The sequence below is a fragment of the Neolewinella agarilytica genome (genome assembly GCF_900110645.1).
GTDB lineage: Bacteria > Bacteroidota > Bacteroidia > Chitinophagales > Saprospiraceae > Neolewinella > Neolewinella agarilytica.
This window is the reverse complement of record NZ_FOFB01000016.1, coordinates 72,976-94,003: the sequence shown is the minus strand read 5'-3', so window position 1 is coordinate 94,003 and position 21,028 is coordinate 72,976. Positions and strand designations below refer to the sequence as shown.

The window sequence follows — 21,028 nt, the reverse complement described above, 5'->3', positions numbered from 1 at the left end:
ATAATTCCTTACTGCTTATTATTAAAGTGGTGCTGAAATAGTTAGTATTTCAGCACCACTTTTCCTATCTTTACAATATCAAAGTTATTATTAGTTATGACTTTAAATTTTACACCTAAATTTTAATAACATGTTCATAAAATCTATGTGGCTGCTTGTGCCTGTTTTGTTCCTTATTTCTTGCACTCCCCAAGAAAGTATAACTACTGCGGAGTCTGAAATTGAAGCGTTAGAACTAGGTCAGGTAGAGCAGGAAGTTAAAAACCGTTTGTTTTTCTTGGAAGAATTTGTAGGGATTGAAAACCTTACTACTGAAAATTTCCCTTCCGTTTATCAGGGGATATTTGATCCACTTCCGCAAAACAACCAGGGTGTCGGTAGGAATAATTGTACTAGTTGTGGTTACGTGTCTACTAGTTGCGAAAATTTTGGCTTGTATCTTGTTCTTTTGGAGACGAGTTGTAGTACTCAATTAGCTAATTCAATTGATTTTTGCGCGCTTTACGAGAGCTGTTCTCAATGCTGCATTCAAACTTGTCCTTATTCAGAGTGCTTTCCTGAAGTGGACGAGGTTGATGCTTGTGGAAATATCTGTCCAGATGGCTTCGACTGCCTCGATGGTGTCTGTGTTGATAATAGAACAGATTGCGAAATAAATGAAGATCTAATTGCGGATTATAGCAGAAGACCAAGATACTATTGGGCAAATGAATGTGGCGTTCCGGTATCTGAAGTACGAATTGTTAATAGAGGTTTGTACAATGACGTCTACTTAACTACGTGGACAGGGACTCCTTGTCCTGCCCTAATGGAGTATTACAGACTTCAATGGAAAAAAGTCTTTTGTGATTGTAATGATCGGGGGTTTGAAGATTTTTGCGATTGTATTTGTTAGCAAGATTAGAATGGTCTTGGAACATGAATTGTAAAAGTTCAGATTGAGAATTCGATTTTATCTCTTTGTTCTCGGTCTTGTTTTTGGTTTTTGATCTGCCAGAGACGAGGCAGCACTGAGATAGACTGCTAAAACGAACAGGCACATGCTCGGTCCCGTTAGGCATATTAAACAATAAAGTATGCCATTTCTGGGGAGTCTCATTAAGACTGCACTTGACCTTAACGCTCAGTTTACCTCTTTGCCGGATCAGCCTCGGAAAACGCAGGAGGAGCAATTGCGCCACCTCATTTCTACCGCCGAAGGAACTGCTTTTGGGCAGTATTACGGGTTTAGCTCTCTTTTGGAGGAAGAGGATCTCATTTCCAGCTATCAGCGTCGTGTTCCGATTTTTGATTATCAAACGCTCCACCGACGCTGGTGGAAGCAGCAGCAGGACTTTCCCAACATAACCTGGCCCGGGCAACCGGGTTACTTTGCTCTAAGCTCCGGTACGACCGGTAAAAAGAGTAAGCGAATTCCCGTCACGGATGAGATGCTACAGGTGTTTCGTAGCGTGAGTCAGTCGCAGATCGCGGCGCTGGCCAGTTTTGACCTGCCCGCTGATCTGTACGAAAAAGATATACTAATGCTGGGGTCTTCCGCTGATCTTAAAAAGTATAAGCACCATCTGGAAGGGGAAATCAGCGGGATAAACAGTAGTAATATTCCCGGATGGTTTGATGGTTTCTATAAGCCGGGTAAAGAAATTGCCAGTATTGATAACTGGGAGGAGCGGGTAGCGGCTATTGCTGAGGCAGCTCCGGATTGGGACGTTGTCGCCATTGCCGGCATTCCTTCCTGGGTTAGGATGATGCTGATCAAAATCATTGATACGCACGGGTTGGACACTATTCATGATATGTGGCCTAACCTTAAGCTTTACGCAACGGGTGGCGTTGCCTTTGAGCCCCACCGAAAGAGTTTCGAGGCACTTGTCAGGGATCCTCTTACCGTCATGGATACTTATCTGGCGTCGGAAGGCTTCTTTGCCTTTACCGCCCGACCCGACACCATGAATATGCAACTGGCCGTTGAGCATGGCATATTCTATGAGTTCATCCCCTTTGATAAGCGGGGCTTTGACGAAAGCGGGATGCTGCTCAAAAAACCGGTCGTACATGACCTGAGTGAAGTGGAGGAGAATCAGGAATATGCCTTACTGGTGAGTACGCCGGCAGGAGCCTGGAGATACATGATCGGGGACACCATCAAGTTTAAAGATCTGGAGAAGTATGAGATGGTGATAAGCGGGCGAACGAAGTATTTCCTTAATGTGGTAGGTAGCCAGTTGAGCGAAGAGAAGCTGAACGCTGCCGTAGGCGAGGTCGCTAAAGAGCTGGGAGAAGAGATTAACGAGTTCGCTGTTGCAGCCGTTAAGGATGAGAGTGGAGAGTATATCCATCAGTGGGTACTTGGTTCACCTTCCGGAACACTGGATGCTGAGCGAGCTAAAGACCTTCTGGATGCTTCCTTAAAAGAGAGAAATAAAAACTACCGGGTGGCGCGGGAAAAAGCCCTGAAAGGAATAGCGGTACGGTCAGTTAAGACCGAAGCTATTTACAACTGGCTGGAAACGGGTAAGAAAAAAGGCGGGCAGATTAAAGTCCCTAAAGTAATGAAGGAGAAAATGATGCGGTCACTGCTGGAGCACTTGTAGAGGCTTGAGGAAACCTCTCCCCACCGCCGTTGGCAGCAGCGTAGCTCACTCCTCTCCGGTAAGTATGGCCTCCGGCCAAACGGAGAGGCTTGAGGAAACCTCTCCCCACCGCCGTTGGCAGCAGCGCAGCTCACTCCTCTCCGGTAAGTATGGCCTCCGGCCAAACGGAGAGGGGCTAAGGGAAACGCTTCGCGTTTCAGGGGGTAACCTGGCTTTACCAATTAATGGTGTAGGAGTAACTGCCACCTTCATCGGTTTTATCCTTTGAGTTATCCTTTTGAGTAACGGTGCCTTTGATCTTTCCGGTACTCGTGTAGGTGATCTGTATGGAGGAAGCGGGCCTGGCGGCTGTTGCTTTGGCCGTTGGTTGTTTAACGGTAAGCTTCTTCACTTTTGGAAGCTTGAAGTGGATATTGATGTCTTGGTGAATCCGGACCTTCTTCTTACGGTCCTGAGGGACATTCCATCGCATCAGGCTTACTACGCGCAGGGCTTCTTCGTCGCAGCCGAAGCCGATTCCTTTTTTAACTCTGGCATCGACTACTTTGCCCCGATAATCAAGCGAATAGCGGACTAATACGGTGCCTTCAACCCTGGCATCTACTGCTTCTGCTGGGTACTTCAGGTGTTCCGCTACAAATTTTTTCATAGCAGTCAGGCCACCTGGATAGACGGGCTTGGCGATGTGAGTGGGACGGTTCTTTGCCATTTGTTTTGGGGCGCTTTGCGCTTTTAGAGAGAGGGAAAACGCGCTGCGCTTGTTTTCCCTTTAGACGCGCTGCGCGCTTTTAGACGAAAAAAGTCGCTGCGCTCTTTTTTCTTTTAGACGGCCTCTGGCCTTTTAGGTACAATACTTCCTAAACGCCCTAAACATGGCTAAGGTTAACCTTCATTGCACCTGCGCTCCGGCGCCCTCTTTTGAAAGGAAGGCCTAATCCGGACAAATTCTAATGTTTCAGGATTGACGGTCAGCTTGTCTTATATTACGACAACAAAACTCGAATCGTGCAAATAAAAAAAAGTAGTAAGGAATACGACGCCGTAATTGTCGGTTCCGGAGCCGGTGGTGGCATGACCGCTAATATTTTAGCGAAAGCCGGACTAAACATTGCCATTATTGAGGCTGGTCCTTTTTTCGATCCGGCGGATAAGGAGCATCGGACCCAAATGCGATGGCCCTGGGAGAGCCCACGTCGGGGAGCCGGTACCACTCGTCCTTTCGGAGATTATAACGCAGCCTTTGGCGGTTGGGAGATTCCCGGCGAACCTTACTCGACCGTTGGAAATACTGAATTTGGCTGGTTCCGTAGCCGGATGCTGGGGGGGCGCACGAACCACTGGGGGCGCATTAGTCTGCGCTTCGGACCGGATGACTTTCACCGAAAAGACATTGATGGACTGGGTGAAAACTGGCCGATTCGATATGAAGATATCAAGCCTTACTACGATCAGGTGGACAAAATGATTGGTGTTTTTGGTACAAATGAAGGCTTACCGAACGATCCGGATGGCTTTTTCCTACCGCCACCCAAGCCCCGGCTCCATGAGTTAATGGCCGTTAAGGGCGCTAATAAAGCAGGAGTACCCTTTATCCCCGGGCGCCTGTCCATGGTAACCAAACGGATCAATAAAGATCGTGGAGTCTGCTTTTATTGTGGGCAGTGTAGCCGCTCCTGTTCGGTTTATGCGGACTTTAGTGCGGGAAGCTGCCTGATCTTTCCGGCCATGCGTGGGAGTGGTTTTGGGCAGATCGACCTGTTTACCAACTGTATGGCCCGCGAGGTGATTACGGATGACACGGGGAAGGCTACGGCGGTGAGTTATGTGAGCAAAGATGACCGCCGGGAGTACCAGGTGAAGGGCAAAGTGATTGTCCTGGCGGCCTCCGCCTGCGAAACGTCCAGAATATTGATGAACTCCGAAGCTCCCGGGCAAACTAACGGTTTGGGTAACGGTAGTGGTACACTGGGGCGTTACCTGCATGACAGTACGGGGACGGGCACTTCGGCCTTCATCCCCGCCCTGATGGACCGGGAGCACTACAACGAGGATGGGGTAGGCGGTATGCACGTCTACGCGCCCTGGTGGGGAGACAATAAGAAGCTTGATTTCCCCCGGGGGTATCACCTGGAAGTATGGGGAGGTATGGGCATGCCAAGCTACGGGTTCGGGGGGTCTCACCTGGCGATACAAAAGAAAATAGGGTATAAAGTGGGGGGCTATGGCAACCCATTAATTAAAGAAGTGAAGAAAGTTTACGGCGCAGTGGTGGGGATGTCCGGCCGCGGAGAAGCCGTTGCACTCTACGATAATTACTGCGAGATCGACCCCGGCAAGGTAGACGAATGGGGTATTCCTACGCTGCGTTTCCACTATAAATGGTCGGACCACGAGCGTTTGCAGGCCAAGCACATGCACGAAACTATCCGGGAAATTCTGACCAGTATGGGAGGAGAATTATTTGATCCGGAGATTCCTGCCTACGAGAACGACCACGGGCTGTTGCGGCCAGGGGCCATCATCCATGAAGTAGGAACTGCCCGCATGCATGATGACCCGAAGCAGGGGGTGACGAACCGCTACAGTGCACTGCACGAAGTGCCCAATGTTTACCTGACGGATGCCTCCGTCTTTACGAGCCAGGCGGACAAAAACCCGACCTGGACCATTATGGCACTGGCCATGCGAGCCAGTGAGCACATTATTTCTGAACGTAAGAAAATGAATATCTGATGGATCGTCGTAAAACACTCAAGACGCTTTTGGGCGCGGCCGCAGGTGCTGCGCTGGTTGTAAACAGCAGTGGATGCGAGACTTCACCGGCGATGGCTACCGCCACCGAAGCCAAAGCTAAAGGCTACGGTCTCCGCACGGCTTACGAAGCGGAGCGGGAGGCTAAACTGATGAAGGAAACCTTCTTCACGGACGAGGAGAAAACTACACTCGGGGTGCTGGCTGACATCATCGTGCCGGGGAACGAAGCAGAACCCAAGGCTACGGATACGGGGATCGTTGATTTTCTGGAGTTCATGGCCATTGACTTACCGGATTACCATCAAACTATCCTTCGGGGCGGATTGATGTGGATTAATATCGAAGCCAGTCGGCGCTTTGCGGGGAAATCCTTTGTAGAATTAGACCCGGCCCAACGCATAGAAATCGTTGAAGATATTGCCTGGCCCGAAGAGGCTAAAGGCACTGAATTCGAGCCGGGAGCGAAGTTTTTCGACAGGATGCGATTCCTGACCGTTACGGGCTATTTCACCAGTAAGGAAGGAATGAAAACCCTTGACTATCAGGGGAATCAACCAAACGTGTGGGACGGAGTACCTCAGGAAGTACTGGATAAGCACGGTCTCGAATACGACCCGAAATACCTGCCACTTTACGTAGACCAATCGAAGCGGGACATCCAGGCGGAATGGGATGATGACATGAACCTTATAAGCTGATAATCAACGTAAACGCATGAGGGCCCTGGAGCGTCCCGCAGTATGGCGGGGCCTTCAGGCGTCCGGCCGGGAACATATGCAGCTCGATAGAATGAACGGATGATAGAAAAAAAGTCCAATAAGCTATCAAGCTATCAATCTAAAATGTACCTTTGCGCCGGGCAGCACACGGTTAGCTCCTCCTGAACTCCCCCAGGGCGGAAACGCAGCAAGGGTAGGGGGTTGTAGCGACCGGTGTGTCTGCCTTTTTTTGTGCCCCTAAGGGAAGGATTTTTGTCCTTTTGACTTACCTTGTACGGCACATAAACACGATAGCATGACGAAGGGAAACATTGACTTAGGGCTTTTGGTCCTGCGACTTTGGTTTGGGTTGGAGATGGCCTTTATGCACGGGCTGCCGAAGCTGATGAAAATCTTTCGAGGGGACATGACTTTTGCTAACCCGATTGGGGTGGGGGAGGAATTTAGCCTGATTCTGGCCGTTTTCGCGGAGTTTGTTTGTGGTTTGCTGATCGCGGCGGGCTTTTTTACCCGGCTGGCTTGTATCCCTTACCTGATCACGATGCTGGTGGCTGCCTTCCTTGTGCATGGCGGAGACCCCTGGGGGAAAATGGCTTTTCCCCTGATGTATGCCGTTGCCGCGATCGTGTTATTACTTACGGGGCCGGGGCAGTATAGTCTGGATGGGCGGTTGTATGGTAAGGAAGCAGAGGTCGCTTAGGCGGACAGTTTTGTAATACTCTTGAGTCTATCTTGCCCAGCTCTTAAAAATGTTTGGTAGATAAGGAGTAAGCTTAAGCCGTAATTTTTCGGTGTTTTCAAAACCTAGGTGTTTATAGGAACGTATGATTAATGAAGAGACGATCTCATACTGTTTAGTTTGGAGCTCTTTATCTGCCTTTAGAACCAGTTTGTCATAGTATTTCGTCGCCTGCTGCAGGTCATGTGTTGCCAGCATCCGTATTGCTTTTACCAGAGCGCCTAAGAAGAAATTCTTATTATTTTTCCAATATGCCGGCTTTGTCGTAGCAAGATGGTGGTTGGCTTCGTTAAGGATGTTGAGTCTTCTTGCATTCCCGCCAACCGGTTGGCCAATACTAACTCGTTTTCCTGGATTGTCGTGGTGATAAAAAGTTAGAACCTCTGGAATTAGTTGCCAGGGTATGTCAGCTTTTAACAGTCTGAGGTGTAAATCAGGATCAGTATTATCAGGTATCGTTTCGTTCCATCCTTTTACTAGTCGTAGGGCATCAGTGTGGTAAAGATTAGAGCAGGTGTACCCTGCTCTAAAATCGAGCACAAGCCCCTTCCAAGGGTCTTGATGAACTAAAGTGTCAATACTCTCTTTGTCCGGATAAATGTGTCTGTAGGAGCTGATTACCCAACGGGTAGAGACTTTTACCCGACTTATTTGAAAGCTGATTTTATTGGGCTTCAAAGTATCATCGGCGTCTAAAAACTGAATCCAAGTTCCTCTTGCGACCTCAATTCCTCGGTTTCTGGCTGCACTACATCCCTGTTTTGCGCAATTTATTAGCCGAATTTTATCGTTATGGTAAGGCTCGATAAGTTGTTTAACCTTGCGGACAGTTTTATCGCTCGAGTTATTATCAACTATAATAATCTCAGTATCTTCGTAGTCTTGTTCGAGTGCAGACTGTATAGATCTCTGGATGAATTTCTCCGCATTATAGGCTGGTATGATAATCGAGACGAGCATTTGGCTAAATTACGCTTTTAATGAAACTATCAGTAGTAGTAACAACATTTAAACGTCCTGATTTGCTCTCACAATGCCTGGAGGGACTAACTAAACAGACGGCCAACAAATCAGATTACGAGGTAATTGTTATTGACAATGCAGGTGATGCAGAGTCAGAACGAATGGTAAAAGAAAGAGGGTTTAAGTATGTTTACGAAAAAAAAACCGGCCATAGCTATGCCAGGAACAGAGGGTTGCAAGAATCAAAAGCACCTTGGGTACTTTATTTCGATGATGATACTATTATTCCCGAAAAAACGATTAAAGATTATATATCTTTTCTGCCAAAGATTAAAGGAGCTGCTTTCGGTGGTCGTTTTACGCATTGGTACGAATGCCCTCCACCAAAATGGCTGCAATTGTTAAGGGGAGATGGCAGCAGGCCGGGGGCAAATGTTGCATTTGGGGTGTTGGGAGAAGAAGAGTATCTGATAGGTTGTTTCTTTGGTGTCCGGAAAGAGGTGGCTCTGAAAATAGGAGCCTTTGATCCTAAATTTGGGATGAAGGGGTTTGAAGTTGGCTGGGCTGACGAAACGGAGTTGCAATACCGTATGCGGAAGGCTGGGCACTCTATTTATTATGCTCCGGAAATCTGTATTGAGCATTTATTGCAACCATGGAAATGTAGCGTGGTTGGTCAAGTTCGTTTTGCATACTCTCACGGAAAAAATTGCTGGCTTCCTAACCAAAGAGTTTCGTTCAGTTTCTTTAGTCTTGTTAAATATTTTTCCATTACTACCTTCATTACTATTCCTGTAACTCTCGGAAGATGGATTTTTCGACATCGGGAATGGTATTGGCAAAACGCTTTTTTAATTGTAATGACAAAGTATGCCTACTTTCTAGGTAGATTTACTAATCATTGGACGATAAAGACTAGAAGTAATTAATATGATAGCTGCTCGATTGCATTCAGGACTGGGAAATCAAATGTTTCAATATGCAATGGTGCGGCGTATTCAACTACAGCTGAAAGTAGAACTGAAGCTCGATCTGAGTTTACTGGTTGATAAGGCAGACAATGGGCGATTCACGCAAAGAGAGTTCTCTTTAAACATTTTTAAGCTTACTCCAAACTACCTTGTGCATCCTGGTATATTAAAAGCAGCATATGCGCCAGGTATACGTAAATGGAGCAATATTGTTTCTAGGCTTACCACACTTGGCTACCCCGTTCTCGAAGAAAAAGGCCTTGAGGTTAAAAAAGAGTTAATACAAGCTCCTCTTGATAATACAATTTATAGAGGCTACTGGCAAAGTGAACAATATTTTGTCGAGTTTGCTGATCAGATCAGAGATGACTTTTCTTTTCGGGAAAATACTTTACCCGTCAGCCGGAAGTTGCTGAAAATGATAAGTGAGACAGAATCAGTTTGCCTTAATGTCCGGAGGAAAGAGTTTTTACAGTTGCCAACTCATAATGTAACGAATGAGCGTTATTTCTTGAGGGCTGTAAAATTCATGTTGGAACGTCGGCCCGATGTGGTTTTTTTCATTTTTTCTGACGACATTGAATGGTGTCGACAAACATTCAGGGAGTTGAACAATAAAGTGATAGTATCTGAAGAACACTATGGAGAAGCATATGGGAATTATTTACAACTTATGATGAGCTGCAAGCATTTTATTATACCAAATAGTACATTTGCCTGGTGGGCGGCCTGGTTGGGTGAAAGTAGGGGGACCCTGGTGATAACGCCAAAGAAATGGTTTGGAACAGATAGGTATAATTATAAGGATATTGTTCCTGAAAGATGGGTGAAAATACCTAATGAACCCGTTTAAACTTTTTGCTGCGCAGTAATTCGTGCTCTGAGCTGGCCGCTCCGAAGTCCTGTTTTGGCTGGCAAGGCGCGGAAATTGGAGTATAGCCAAAGCTACATGACAATTTTTGCAACGAAGCCAGTGAAAATCAGGGCTCGGATAAGGTCGCGAACGAAAAGTTTAAACGGGTTCAATTAGAGATGTCTTCTGTGGGGCGAACTTTGCCTAAGTTTTGGCTCTGGATCATCATGTTTCGAGAAAGGGCGGATAGTGCAAAAATGAAAAAGTAGAATAATGCATATAGCCTGTATACATGGCCTGTCCCATTTAGGCTGGATTTATAGGCTAAAGCCATAATAATGGCTATAACAATAGCTCCGAGCAGACTGAAAGCATTTTTTCTGGAAAACTGAGTGGTTATGGAATTAAATACATTAGGCCAGAACGGAGCTAGTAATGGAATTGCGATTATAGTTGGCAAATAAAACAACCTTGCTTCACGTGCGGTGGCAGAAAAACTAACTAATAGAGTGTTGACAACTAGCAAATACCAAAAGCCCTGAACCAAAAGCCTGTGTAATGGGGAAGTGGCAACTATTGATTTAGCAAATGTCCAGACCAGGAACCCCGCAAAGCCAGTGGTGAGCACTAATGTACCAATAGTCTCTCTGGTTTTGGTAAAGTCAGCAAAGTTGACTTTAGCTGCAGTAAAGCGTTGTGATTTTGTAAACTCAGTGTTTGCAATAAGTAAGTCGAAGTCAACGTATAAAAATATCATTGCAGCGGCAAGGCCAATAGGAGTTAACCAGAACAGAGTTGATGTAATGCCTGTCATGCTTCCATTCCTAATAGAAGCCATCGCATAGATCGGGAGCAATAAAACACTAGTTTCTCTACAGACGATTGCTAAGGAAAAGAAAATAGCAGAAAGCAATGTCTGTTTTCTTATCAGAAAGGTAAAAGCTATCAGCAGAAAGCAATACTGAGGAAAATCATTGTAGGTGTGCATAGCCCCCAGCCAGGCAAAAATGACTGAAAAGCTAAGCGTAAATGGAATAATAATATTTGCCGGATCTATCTTTCTTTCGTAAAGTTCTTCTGAAAGCTTCAATAAGAAGTAACATGTAAGCGCATAAAAAAACAATTGCAAAAACACCAATGAGAACTGATAAGGAAATCCTAAACTAGCCATTAGTTGCAGTAAGGTAATCATTACAGGTCGTCTCCCGAATTGACTTGAATGTATTCTGGATTGTAAGTCAGCCTCCGCAAAATAACTAGACCATAACTGCCCTGGGTCGAAATTTAAGCTAAGTGGATAGCTATTAAAGTCGCTAGGAATGATTCCGTTTATGATTAATAATGTAAGAGTCCCCGAAAATATATAAATCAGTAGGTTGCGAGGTAGGTTCATTTTAGGAATTTGTACTAGCTCAGGTTCAGGAGTTTGTAGGTTTAGGAGAATTGTCCGGTACTGAAGTGAATTGTTCTGGCTTTATTGGTAAGTATCAAGCAATCTGATAATTGTCTGATTATAGTTCCAAAAAGGACACACTTTATTTGACTGGAGATGCTGCAACAAATCTTATCGTAATAAAACAATTTTACCGATATCGTTTTTAAAGAACTGCTCAGTTCCGGTGCTGTGTTTTTCAAGCATGATGCCACTAGTGTCGGAAGTTATAACCCGGTAGAGATAGACTCCATTCGCCAGTAAGTCGCCATATTCATCAGTTCCGTCCCAGGCAAAATTTGTTCGGTGTGTGCCAATTTTTATGTCTTCGACTTCGAGGAGGTTGATATCTCTGACCACCCTTCCGGATACAGTCATAATTTGAATTCTGAAGGTTGATGGAGGCTGGCTTCCCGTAAGTGTATATACGAAATGGGCTTGAGTAGTGAAAGGATTAGGGTAAGCCAAAACATTTCCAATACGTTGGGTGGTAATCACTTCAAAATTCTTTTGTAAGAGCAATCTGCCAGCGTTGTTACCAGATCGGTCAGTTGATCCTACTATAAGAGTATAGGTGCCATCGTCCAGAAGAGATGGGGTGAAGTAAATTTCGGCAGTGTTTTCAGGGGAAGTTGCCGGAATAAATGTTATTCTCGAATCGTTAAAGCGAAGTCGCTCACTTTGTCCGGATGGAGAGTTTAATTGCAGGGAAAAAGTAGAGGTGTCGTTCAGGAGCAGAAAGGGGTTTTCGTCTTTTATTTGAATGAAAATTTCTGGTTCTGCACTGACCAGTTCACCATCGCTTATTTTTCGGCCATCAAAGAAAAGATTAATCAGAGGATCTATCTGATCTTTACCAATTTTAAGACTTGAAGTAAGCGTATTATTAAAGGTAATCGTTTCTGGTTGGTCCTGATCTGGGTTAAGTCGGAGTGAGTATCGCCAAGTGCTCGAAACGTCGGTGGTACTTAAAGTCATTGATAGTTGATCACTTCCATTTCCGGGGAGAGGAGCTAGCTTTTTTCTAATGGTTTCTTCTGTGTTGTTTCCGTCAATTGTGGTAAGCTCTACGAGAATACTATCCATACTTATTGGAGATAAGTTTTCGTAACCTACGGAAAACTCAAAGTTTTCTCCTTGCTCCAAAGAGTCTCTTGCAATAAATAGAACTGCAGGGCTTATCGCAACATCGCCAGTTGATAAGAAATTGATGTAGAGGTGTTCCAGGGTTGGAGCGGTACGGGAATCAGAGTCGTGAAGGTGAAGTTCAAAACTCAAATACGGGTATTCTTCTGGATCTATATCCGAAATAGGAAATGTGAGTTTCAGTTGATCAGTAATCTCGTATTCTTCATTAGATAGCAGGACTCCTTCGCTACTAGCTGATTGGTGTCCGTATACTAAAATTCGTGCACTATCGCTCTGAGAAATGTTCCTATTCGATATCTTTAGGCTTACATCAGACCATTGGCGTGAAGGGCCAACGGTACTGGATTTCCAGGTGCCTTCATCCCAACTTTCCTTGATTTGAGCTAAATTGGTAATCTGATCTGATTGACTGCTCGCCATAGTTTCGGATATTGCTCCTAACCCTTTTTGAAAAGCGAATACATAAGGTACAGAACCAACATTTTGTAAACTTCGGATATCAAGTGACCCTTCTGCCTCCAGAACATCAAAAATAGAGGTGCCCAATTCAACACTATCAGTGTTCCAACCTTGGTTATAATACTCAATGTTGCTCCCTCTTTGGGCAGTATATAACATAACGTATTTACCGGTCTCAATACCATTTTGAATAAAATCGATAAGCCCTTCCCGGCCAGGTCGGAAACGGGTGTCGAAACTCCAGACCTCCGTGGCGCGGTTAGGGGTATTGTATAATCCGCCTGGGTTGTCAAGCCAATCAAAGTTGTCGGTACTATCAATCACGATAACTTGAATCCCCGCGCGTACGAGCCAAGGGAAGGGAGACCGAAAGCCGACATTATTAAATTCAAATCGGGGTAGGGAAGAATTTAAATAAACCTGGTTGAAAATTTTTATATCATTCGTAGTTTGGGTGAAATTCCATTCTTGGTCGAACGCATTGGCAATAATGTTCTTGAATTCTCCGTCAATGATTTGCCCTGGATCTTGCATGGCCCATCCAATCTCTTCTGCTGGTTGATCCGTCAACCAGGTGAAAGAGCTTTCACTCCAGATATAACCTGCTCCTTCCGTATAAACTGAGTCAGGGCTAATTCTCCAATAATAGGTTGTACTGTCTGTCGGCGTGAACCTTGGTTGGTATCTGATAACTCCACCAGGGCTACCAATTCTTTCGCTTGAAAGCAGGTTGGAAAACGCTACGTTATCCGAAATTTGAATGAGGTACTCTCTTTCAGCCGCTAATGCATTAGTTGTAGAAGAAATCAGTTCTATCTGGCCTCCGATAACGGCGTAGGGAGGGGGAAAAGCTACTTTGGCTGTATTTGCAATAAAGGTTAAAGGAACGCCAGTTCTGGTGCCACTCTTGAGTTCGTTATTTTGCTCTGCCTGAGGGGCTGGCAATTCAATGATTTCGTTATTGGCGTCAATGGTGACAAATATCCTGTTTAAACCAACCGATGGTAGCCCTTGGCTAGGTAGTTGAATGGTAGTGACGTTTTCATAGTCAGAAACAGAGACCCTTGCTTGATGTAGCTCGATTATTTCACCACTAGGTAGTTCTTGGCGGAAATTCAGCGTAACGCTATCTTGATTCCCACGCTTACCAAGGTTAAGTACTCGTAACATAATCTCATAATTAGCCTCTTGTACCGGAATGACTTCAGGCGTAAAACGAACTGAAGTTGGATCAATGACCAAATCAGGACCAGGGTGCGGATGCAGGCGGTAGGCGGGGTCTCCACTAATGGAAAACTGCTCCAAGAGAATACCAACACTTCGAGATGTGGTAGTACTAAAGTTGTCTATGTTTTTGCGCAAAGCATCTCCAATACCATTCCCGTACTCTTCATTAGCCGTTAGCTGGTACAAACCATCAGCGAAGGTGCCGAGCGCACCGATAAAGCCTACACCTTTTGAGGCTGCAAATGCTACGGCACCCTTGTTGGGCAGGAAAATGAACCGTTCGCTGATACTCCGGCTTTTCGTAAAAGCATCACCACTGTAGCATCCCAGGCTTAGCATATAAGGATACTTTCCCCGATTGAGGTAATTAGCAGGGTCATCAATACTAAAATCAAAGCCCTGGCTACTAGAATGGCCATAAAAAGTGATAATAGCCGTTCCATCATTGATGCGCTTGAAGATGTTCTCCTGCTGGCTGCTTTCAATTGGGTCCGAACTGGTTTTGAAAAAAGAGGTGACGTTAGCACTCATTTCAGAATCCTCAATGGTGGCTTCGAGCCGAGCCAGGTTTCGCTGGATGCTAAACTGCTCACCAGCAGTACCTCCTCCTGCCAGATGCATAACCTGCTTCATCCAATCCCGGTCTTCAATTGTTTGATCACTAATGGCTATTTGTGCCTCAACCTCGATCAGTTTCTCTAGATAAATAGCAATTTCGCTCTCAGAAATGGCTGATAGCCTACCGGTGGACAGTTGAGGAATTACACCGCCCAGATCAGCTGAGAGCAAGTTGTCAGATGCAGGAAAGCCAAAGGAGGGAATGAAAAACGTGGCCAGTTCATTGTCCAGTTGATCTGGAAGGCGAATGTCAGGGTATTCTCGTCCCTTACCAACAATAAAAAGGTATTGTAGGCCTGGTGAGGTGAGGCGAGCCGCCGCAAGGTAATTGCGAATAGCCATAGGATGATTCTGAACACCGTAACCAAACTCGTCGAAGAGGTCTTCAGTATTTACAATGTGTACTCGGTAGCTTCCTCCGGCTGTACTCCGGCGGTATCCAGCCATTTGTTCAATGACTGTGCCGTTGAGGCGGCGGCTGGTAAGGATGAGGTAGTTCGTTTGCTCATCCGTTGGAAGAGTAGGGCTAAATCTGTGTGGAATGGCAGCAGCAGGGCTCAGATAGGTCTTATTTAATACGAGATGATAATAAAGAGTATCGTTGCTGGCTGGAATTTCGAAGTTAACCTTCCCTGAAGCAACAGCGCCAGTCATATATTCATTGCTGGCTGGAGAGTAAAGGCGCATTGCACCTGCGTCCGCGCCTGATCCCGTTAACTCCAGGCTACCGTGATTCGCTCTGGCAGGAAGCTGAAATTCACGCAAACTTTCTTCAAGAACCAAATTAGCAGGGTAAATGATGTTCATCCAGGCAAGATTGGCTTTGTCCTGATCACTTGCGGTACCTCGCAAAGAAACGGCAACTTCATCACCGTTTGGAAAAATGCTGAAGTCTGGCTGGTGAACGGTCCAGTTTGTTGCCTCTAGAGTATTGAGTAAGTTGTTATCTACTCTGATTTCCTGATTGTGAACGCCAAAGCCTAACCCAAAACGAAGTGTTAGCCTGGCTTCATTACCATTAGCCTGTGGTGTGAGTAAAGTAGCGTTGCTCTCTACATTCCCATTGGAAGAAAGCAGGTCACTACTGCTTCTGCTGCCGAACCCCTCGGCTGGTTCATAGTGAGAATAGTAAATACTGGCTCCGGCGGAACGACTGTAAGCTTTAGTCATATACTCCCCGAAAACTACTTCTCTTGTACGTAAAATTTCCTCTATTTCAGATAATTGTCCCTCAACCTTTGCTTCCTGATAAAACGGACCGCCAACGGGGGCCAGGCTGAGGTAATAGTTAGCTACGTCAGAATGCATGCTGTACCTATCGTTGAGCTGCATCTCTTCCGGCGATTCAAAAAGGTGCCGGTCCAGTTCCCCCCGGTTTTTTTCTCCATAAAAAACAATTCCCTCGCTCGTTACTTCAATTGGTACTGGCTGCCCCTTGTGGTGAAGCGTCCACTTATCGGTATTGGTCTCATTCAATGCCATTCCTGCCGATGCGATCTGCTGGGAGGAAATGCGAAAAATACCGTCTTCAACAACACTGACTTTCAGGTAAGCACGATCATAATCGATCCATTCATGGCCGTATAGTACCTCCCCGCCAGCGGTAGGCATTTGTGCAAAAAGAAAAGAAGTGAGGGATAGTATACAAAGCGTGTAGAGTGTGCGAAACATGTCGGTTGCGTTAAAGCCTGCAAAGGGATTGTAAATATAACGATGAAGAAGGTGGTTCGTTGCCTAAATTGATGGTCGCTTTTGTCGGCAAGGAACAGTTCCGAAATGCCGGAAGCTTCTTGTCGGCGCGCCCGCGGGTGCAAGGTTGGAGATACGCGCAGGGTGTGCTGGTACACTGTACACTAAGTTTACAGGTTTAGAAGCAGTGTGTGTGTGCCCTTCATAGAGTTACGGGCAGGAGGCTATTCTGTGGGCCAGCTCGCCAGACTGTTGTAGCGCCGCTCCGAGGGGAGAGCCCGGATAAGGCCCCGATATCTGATGTGGCTCAACTCCAACTTAGTTTTCCGGCTAAAACGGGAGGTACTCCTTACAATCCTGTCCGGAAAAACCAACGATACCATTTCCCGGATGTTTTAGTTATTAGACGATCGGGAAATGCGGCCGATTCAAAAAATACCTTCATGATTCTTCCACCAAAAATTCCATTGTTTGAGGTACTGAGAAACCTGCCTCAAATGGCCAGCCAGCCGATTGATGTGTTTACTGGCTACATTGAGAAATATGGGCGGAACTTCATCCTTAAGATTGGCGCCAGCCGACTTACCCACTTTACCGTTGATGCAGAGCTTATCCGCCATGTGTTGCAACGAAATAACCGCAATTATGAGAAGAGTGAGATCCAAACAACCCAACTGGCCCGGTTTTTGGGTAAGGGACTCCTGACCAACAGCGGTAAAGACTGGCTGAAGCAGCGACGCCTGATCCAACCGGGCTTTCACCGGCAGCGCCTGGAAACTTTAACGCAAGAAATGCAGGGCGTTATTAACCAGCAATGCGAAAAACTGAATGCAGCCGCTACGGGCGGACAGGCAATCTCTTTGCACGAATTTACCCGTGGAGCGGTGTTTCGGATCATCGTCCGGGCCATTTTTACGGATGGGTTTACGGAAGAAGAATCCCGGGAGTTAAACGAAGCAATTGATGCGATTCAGCACTACGTAATTTACCCCGTTCGCATGCCTTTTCTTCGCGCACCACTTCGTTGGTTAGGCAAAGAAGCAAAGTACCAGGCAATCTCTCAGGAAATTCACCAAAAGGTATTGCAACGCATTCAGGAACGACGGAAGGGGCTCCCAAAAGACGACCTGCTGCAAATGCTGCTGGACAGTAGGTATGAAGACAACGGAGAGCCGATGAATGACGAGCAGATCGCTGACGAAATCAAGATACTTTTTGCCGCCGGGCACGAAACCAGCGCCAATGCGCTGGCCTGGACCATCTGGCTTCTACTACGCCATCCTCCCGAACTGGACAAAGTGCGCTCCGAGCTGGCGGCAGCCGCCGCCAGCGGGCCGATTGATTTTGCCGGCGTCCGACGATTACCCTACACGACCCAGGTCATCGAGGAGAGTATGCGACTCTACCCTCCGGCCTGGATCACAGACCGGGTAGCGCTGGCGGATGATCATGCCGCTGGTTTTGATATCGCCCGGGGTACCGTGGTGGGGATCTTCTTTCAGGGCCTGCACCGTAGCCCGGAGTACTGGCAGAACCCCGATCAGTTCCTGCCACAGCGAATGTCTCCTGAGGCAAAAAAAGAGCGGCATCCTTTTGCTTTTCTCCCTTTTGGAGGCGGACCACGCCTCTGCATCGGTAATCATTTCGCTATGCTGGAGATGCTCCTCGTTTTGGCCAGCGTGTTGGGTAAATATGATTTTGAACTTCCGCCAAATGCGGATGCAATCGGTAACAGAGCAAACATTACCCTTGGGATGGACCGGGAGCTATTGGTTAAGGTTAAGCATCGGGTGGGGAGCCAGGGGTAAACTACTCTTTCTATCTTTTCTGTGATCCCGGCGGGATCATGGCTCTAAAAGGCATAAAATGCAAACACAGGGCATGCCCTGTACCTATGAGTCAGCATCATTGCAGGCCCGATTCCTCCGGAATCGTGGTAAAAAACCGGCGGAAGACGCTATCACTAGTGTAGTGTAACATAAGTTGTCGGTCATTGGGATGACCCCTCGGCTCGCTTCTCTCGATCGGCACTTACTCGGGGACCGGCGGTCTTTGATCAAGGCCGCCCGCGCGCTGCGCGCGGGCGGAAAGCCCTGAATCTTCCGGTGCCCGAGCAAACTTCGAGCGAGCTTCGACGAAGGAGAAGCCGGCCGAGAAGTGCGCCGAGGGCCTCAATACAAATAGGGGTAAATTTTTGTTACACTGTACTAGTGCATGAATGGCGTAAAATTTACTCCTCCTCTTCCACCGCCGCCGTCAGGTCTCGCCGAACCGCAATGGCCGCATTGAGCTCAAAGCCAATGATCAAAATCAGGGCGTTAAGCTGTAACCAGAGCATAACGATGATGACCGTCGCGATGGAGCCGTAAAACTTCGTGTACGTATCATAGCGGTTAAAACCATCAACATAAAAGCTGAAGGCCACTGAGGTGAGGAGAGAAAGTACCGTTGCCAGAGTAACGCCCGGGCTGAAATAGCTGAATCGCTTGATGGTAGCTGCACCGTATCGATACAGGGTGCCGATGGTGATGTAATAAAGCGTCAGCATAATCAACCACCGTAGAAAATTTACCAAAAAGGTGGTTATCGCACCAATTTTGGCAACGTCTGACATCCAGTTAATGATGGAATCTCCCAGAATAACAAAAACGGTGCTGGCCGCAATGAACAGCCCGATCAAAAGGGTTAGTCCGGCGGCGATAAGTCGTTTTTTAAGCGCATTTCTCCGCTTAAAAGTTTTGACATAGCTCTTCTCAAAGGCCTGCATCATAGCCAGCATACCATTGCTGCTGAAGTAGATGGCCAGAAGAAAACCAAAGCTCAGTAATCCCAGCCGGGGGGAATTAGTGATCTCTTGCACGAAACCGTAGAGAACGTCTCCGGCCTGCCCTGGCATGACCTGTTTAATCTCTTCGTAGAGTACCGTGTTGAAGTCTCCGAGAGAGGGGAACCAGATCACTAAAATGTCCAGTGCAAAGGGAAGCAGGGTGAAAATGGTCAGTAAAGAAGGAAAAAGAGAAAGGAAAAAGCTGAAGGCAACACTGTTGGCTCTGGTAAAGAGGTCGTCTCTCATTATTTCGTGATAGACGAAAACAATAACATCATAAATTGGTACACCATGAAAGCCGATAAAAGAGTTCTCCTTTGAATACTTCAGTAGGCCCATCCAAAGCGGATGCCCGGTGAAGAAGCGCTTTAAAGACGCAATGTCAGGGAGCTTAAACTTCAAAGTATTGGCGTAGTTTTTCGAGTAGGAATTCAGGAGCGGCCACGGCTTTGCCGGAGCTTTGCTCCACAAAGCAAAGTTTTACCGAGCCACCATTAACCAGTTTGCCCTGTTCGTTATGTATTTCTACGTGAAAGGTAATGGTTGTAGTGGGTATGTGACGGAGACTTGTCGAAATGGTCAGTAATTCATCATAACGCGCCGGCCGCACGAAGCGTTGGTTCAGACTCATAACGGGCATCATTATGCCGTGTTCCATCTCCATGTTCGCATAGGTCAACCCCAGGTCGCGTAGCATCTCTACCCGGCCAATTTCATACAGCAAAGCATAACGACCATAGTATAGGTAGGCCATTTGATCCGTCTCGCCATAACGGACACGGTGGGTGGTTTTAGTGGTCAGCATATAGGAAGGGGCTTGGTGGACGGCCAAAGCAGGGTAGGGGCGCGGCCGCGGGTGCAAAGGAAAGAAGAAAAGAGCAGTGGGAGCTTTCCCCTGCTTATCCATATCGCTGAAAGGCAGTAACCAGCCGGTCCGGAAGGTTCTGCTCATTGCTCGCCGTCAGGTAATCATTGTAGGTGCAAGGCAACAACCGATGCCGTTCTTCCCCTTTATACCGTCCGGCTGGAATCTGAACCCACCAGCGGTTGCTGCGGGAGGAGCGCCAGAAGGTCAGCCGGTCAAATCCATCCAGATCAACTACATATTCCAGCAATCCTTTAGTGCTGACGGGGAAGTCTCCGTATCGGCGGGAGTAGCCCTGCAGGAAATACCAGATTAGTTGTGCATAAGCTGCTGCCGTCAGCTCCGTCTCCGCTTCCCGATCTGTATCTGGCTGAAAGCCATACAGACCAAAGGAGGAAAGCTTATCACTGTTCCCGGCATAGTAGGCTAACTGAGTAGCTTCCTGTAACCCGAATCCACTGGGGTGGTAGCCTGGTCGTGCGGGCGCTTCCGCGTGGTTGATGGAGGCAATGTCTAAGCCCATTAAGTCGGCATCTCTAATGAGGGGTTCTACGTGGCTAAGATCTGCTTTTGCCTGTCCAAGTCGGACAGCTTCAAAGTTCCGGCTGGCAAAAAGATCCCAGATGGCAGGGTCAACCAGGTGCTGTTGCGCACCAAGGTGAGTTAGGTGGAACTGCTTCTTGTCCTTGCGGTGTACGGCCGGGTCGAGAACCTGTTGCTCTTCGCCATCAGCCGATAAACGAACCTGACGGTCAACCGTCAGAACGCTCACCTGTCGGGTCAGTTCTCCGAAGGCCAGAAACTGGGCCCGGAAAAGTTGCTGGTCTCCACCAATCAAAATGGGCGTTATCTCCGCTGAATGGAGTTCCCGCAGCAGCGGAATGATGAAGTCAGGCGTTGTCTTCCTGATGTTGCCCAGGTCTCTGACGGATAATTTTCCGAAACCCCAGCTACTACCATAAAGATGATGCCGTGTCTTTTCGGCAATCGTATCGTCCAATCCGATAATAGCAACGGCTATCCGACGGGAGCGGGGGCGCAATTTTTTTCCCAAAGAATGGGCCGGTAGTGATGGAGATGGCTTATCAACAGGTTTTAACCAGGGAGTGTACATGGGCAAATAGCTTGGGCCCGAAGGTACTTCAAGCCGTGGAATCTGCTGAAAAAAG

The 21,028-nt window shown here is 47.0% G+C and carries 15 protein-coding genes and 1 other RNA gene; 9 read left to right on the top strand and 7 right to left on the bottom strand.

Features of this window, described 5'->3' with window-relative positions; translation table 11 throughout:
* Window positions 1-130 precede the first annotated feature (130 nt).
* Both BM123_RS23965 and BM123_RS14785 read left to right on the top strand, forming a co-directional pair.
* The gene (locus BM123_RS23965) at window positions 131-895 is read left to right on the top strand and encodes a hypothetical protein (RefSeq protein ID WP_139211900.1); all 765 of its coding nucleotides are present in this window, start codon (window positions 131-133) and stop codon (window positions 893-895) included.
* Between the two features lie 181 nt (window positions 896-1,076).
* On the top strand, window positions 1,077-2,594 hold the full coding sequence (locus BM123_RS14785) for a GH3 family domain-containing protein (RefSeq protein WP_090169881.1): 1,518 nt from the start codon (window positions 1,077-1,079) through the stop codon (window positions 2,592-2,594).
* 214 nt (window positions 2,595-2,808) lie between these two features.
* Here the strand turns inward: BM123_RS14785 and BM123_RS14780 are convergent, their stop codons facing one another.
* A complete protein-coding gene (locus BM123_RS14780; RefSeq protein ID WP_090169879.1) occupies window positions 2,809-3,303 on the bottom strand; it encodes an energy transducer TonB in 495 nt (164 codons plus the stop codon).
* Window positions 3,304-3,599: 296 nt separating this feature from the next.
* Here BM123_RS14780 and BM123_RS14775 point away from each other — a divergent pair, with 296 nt between their 5' ends.
* The 4 genes from BM123_RS14775 to BM123_RS14760 all read left to right on the top strand — a co-directional run bounded on the left by BM123_RS14775 (window position 3,600) and on the right by BM123_RS14760 (window position 6,767).
* Window positions 3,600-5,327, top strand: coding sequence for a GMC family oxidoreductase (locus BM123_RS14775; protein ID WP_090169877.1), 1,728 nt, complete (start codon window positions 3,600-3,602; stop codon window positions 5,325-5,327).
* Window positions 5,327-6,046 carry a gluconate 2-dehydrogenase subunit 3 family protein gene (locus BM123_RS14770; protein ID WP_090169875.1) on the top strand — a complete coding sequence of 240 codons (720 nt, stop codon included), beginning with the start codon at window positions 5,327-5,329 and terminating at the stop codon, window positions 6,044-6,046. Before BM123_RS14775 ends, BM123_RS14770 begins: the two co-directional genes overlap by 1 nt.
* 156 nt (window positions 6,047-6,202) lie before the next feature.
* Window positions 6,203-6,298: signal recognition particle sRNA small type (ffs, locus tag BM123_RS14765), an RNA gene on the top strand.
* A gap of 64 nt (window positions 6,299-6,362) precedes the next feature.
* Window positions 6,363-6,767 carry a DoxX family protein gene (locus tag BM123_RS14760; RefSeq protein WP_090169873.1) on the top strand — a complete coding sequence of 135 codons (405 nt, stop codon included), beginning with the start codon at window positions 6,363-6,365 and terminating at the stop codon, window positions 6,765-6,767.
* 27 nt (window positions 6,768-6,794) lie between these two features.
* On the opposite strand, the gene BM123_RS14755 is transcribed toward BM123_RS14760, so the two are convergent.
* A complete protein-coding gene (locus BM123_RS14755; protein WP_090169871.1) occupies window positions 6,795-7,766 on the bottom strand; it encodes a glycosyltransferase family 2 protein in 972 nt (323 codons plus the stop codon).
* A 20-nt stretch (window positions 7,767-7,786) separates the two neighbouring features.
* On the opposite strand from BM123_RS14755, the gene BM123_RS14750 reads away from it, so the two are divergent.
* Window positions 7,787-8,698: a glycosyltransferase family 2 protein gene (locus BM123_RS14750; RefSeq protein WP_090169869.1), complete on the top strand. Its 912-nt coding sequence runs from the start codon at window positions 7,787-7,789 to the stop codon at window positions 8,696-8,698.
* Between the two features lies 1 nt (window position 8,699).
* On the top strand, window positions 8,700-9,593 hold the full coding sequence (locus tag BM123_RS14745; RefSeq protein WP_090169867.1) for an alpha-1,2-fucosyltransferase: 894 nt from the start codon (window positions 8,700-8,702) through the stop codon (window positions 9,591-9,593).
* 169 nt (window positions 9,594-9,762) lie between these two features.
* Here BM123_RS14745 and BM123_RS14740 read toward each other — a convergent pair whose 3' ends face one another.
* Both BM123_RS14740 and porU2 read right to left on the bottom strand, forming a co-directional pair.
* Entirely contained in the window at window positions 9,763-10,785 is a 1,023-nt protein-coding gene (locus BM123_RS14740; RefSeq protein WP_090169865.1) for an EpsG family protein, read from the bottom strand.
* Between the two features lie 372 nt (window positions 10,786-11,157).
* Window positions 11,158-16,149, bottom strand: a complete 4,992-nt coding sequence (gene porU2, locus BM123_RS14735) for a putative type IX secretion system sortase PorU2 (RefSeq protein WP_090169863.1) — start codon at window positions 16,147-16,149, stop codon at window positions 11,158-11,160.
* Window positions 16,150-16,610: 461 nt separating this feature from the next.
* Between porU2 and BM123_RS14730 the strand changes: the two genes are divergently transcribed.
* Complete coding sequence (locus tag BM123_RS14730) at window positions 16,611-17,975, top strand: cytochrome P450 (RefSeq protein ID WP_090169862.1); 1,365 nt, start codon at window positions 16,611-16,613, stop codon at window positions 17,973-17,975.
* Window positions 17,976-18,397: 422 nt separating this feature from the next.
* On the opposite strand, the gene BM123_RS14725 is transcribed toward BM123_RS14730, so the two are convergent.
* From BM123_RS14725 to BM123_RS14715, 3 genes are all read right to left on the bottom strand, one after another.
* The gene (locus tag BM123_RS14725; RefSeq protein ID WP_090169860.1) at window positions 18,398-19,396 is read right to left on the bottom strand and encodes a YihY/virulence factor BrkB family protein; all 999 of its coding nucleotides are present in this window, start codon (window positions 19,394-19,396) and stop codon (window positions 18,398-18,400) included.
* Window positions 19,386-19,799 (bottom strand): acyl-CoA thioesterase, encoded by a 414-nt coding sequence (locus tag BM123_RS14720; RefSeq protein ID WP_090169979.1) that lies wholly within the window; start codon window positions 19,797-19,799, stop codon window positions 19,386-19,388. Before BM123_RS14720 ends, BM123_RS14725 begins: the two co-directional genes overlap by 11 nt.
* A gap of 94 nt (window positions 19,800-19,893) precedes the next feature.
* Window positions 19,894-20,901, bottom strand: a complete 1,008-nt coding sequence (locus tag BM123_RS14715) for an arginase family protein (protein ID WP_090169858.1) — start codon at window positions 20,899-20,901, stop codon at window positions 19,894-19,896.
* Window positions 20,902-21,028: the final 127 nt, after the last annotated feature.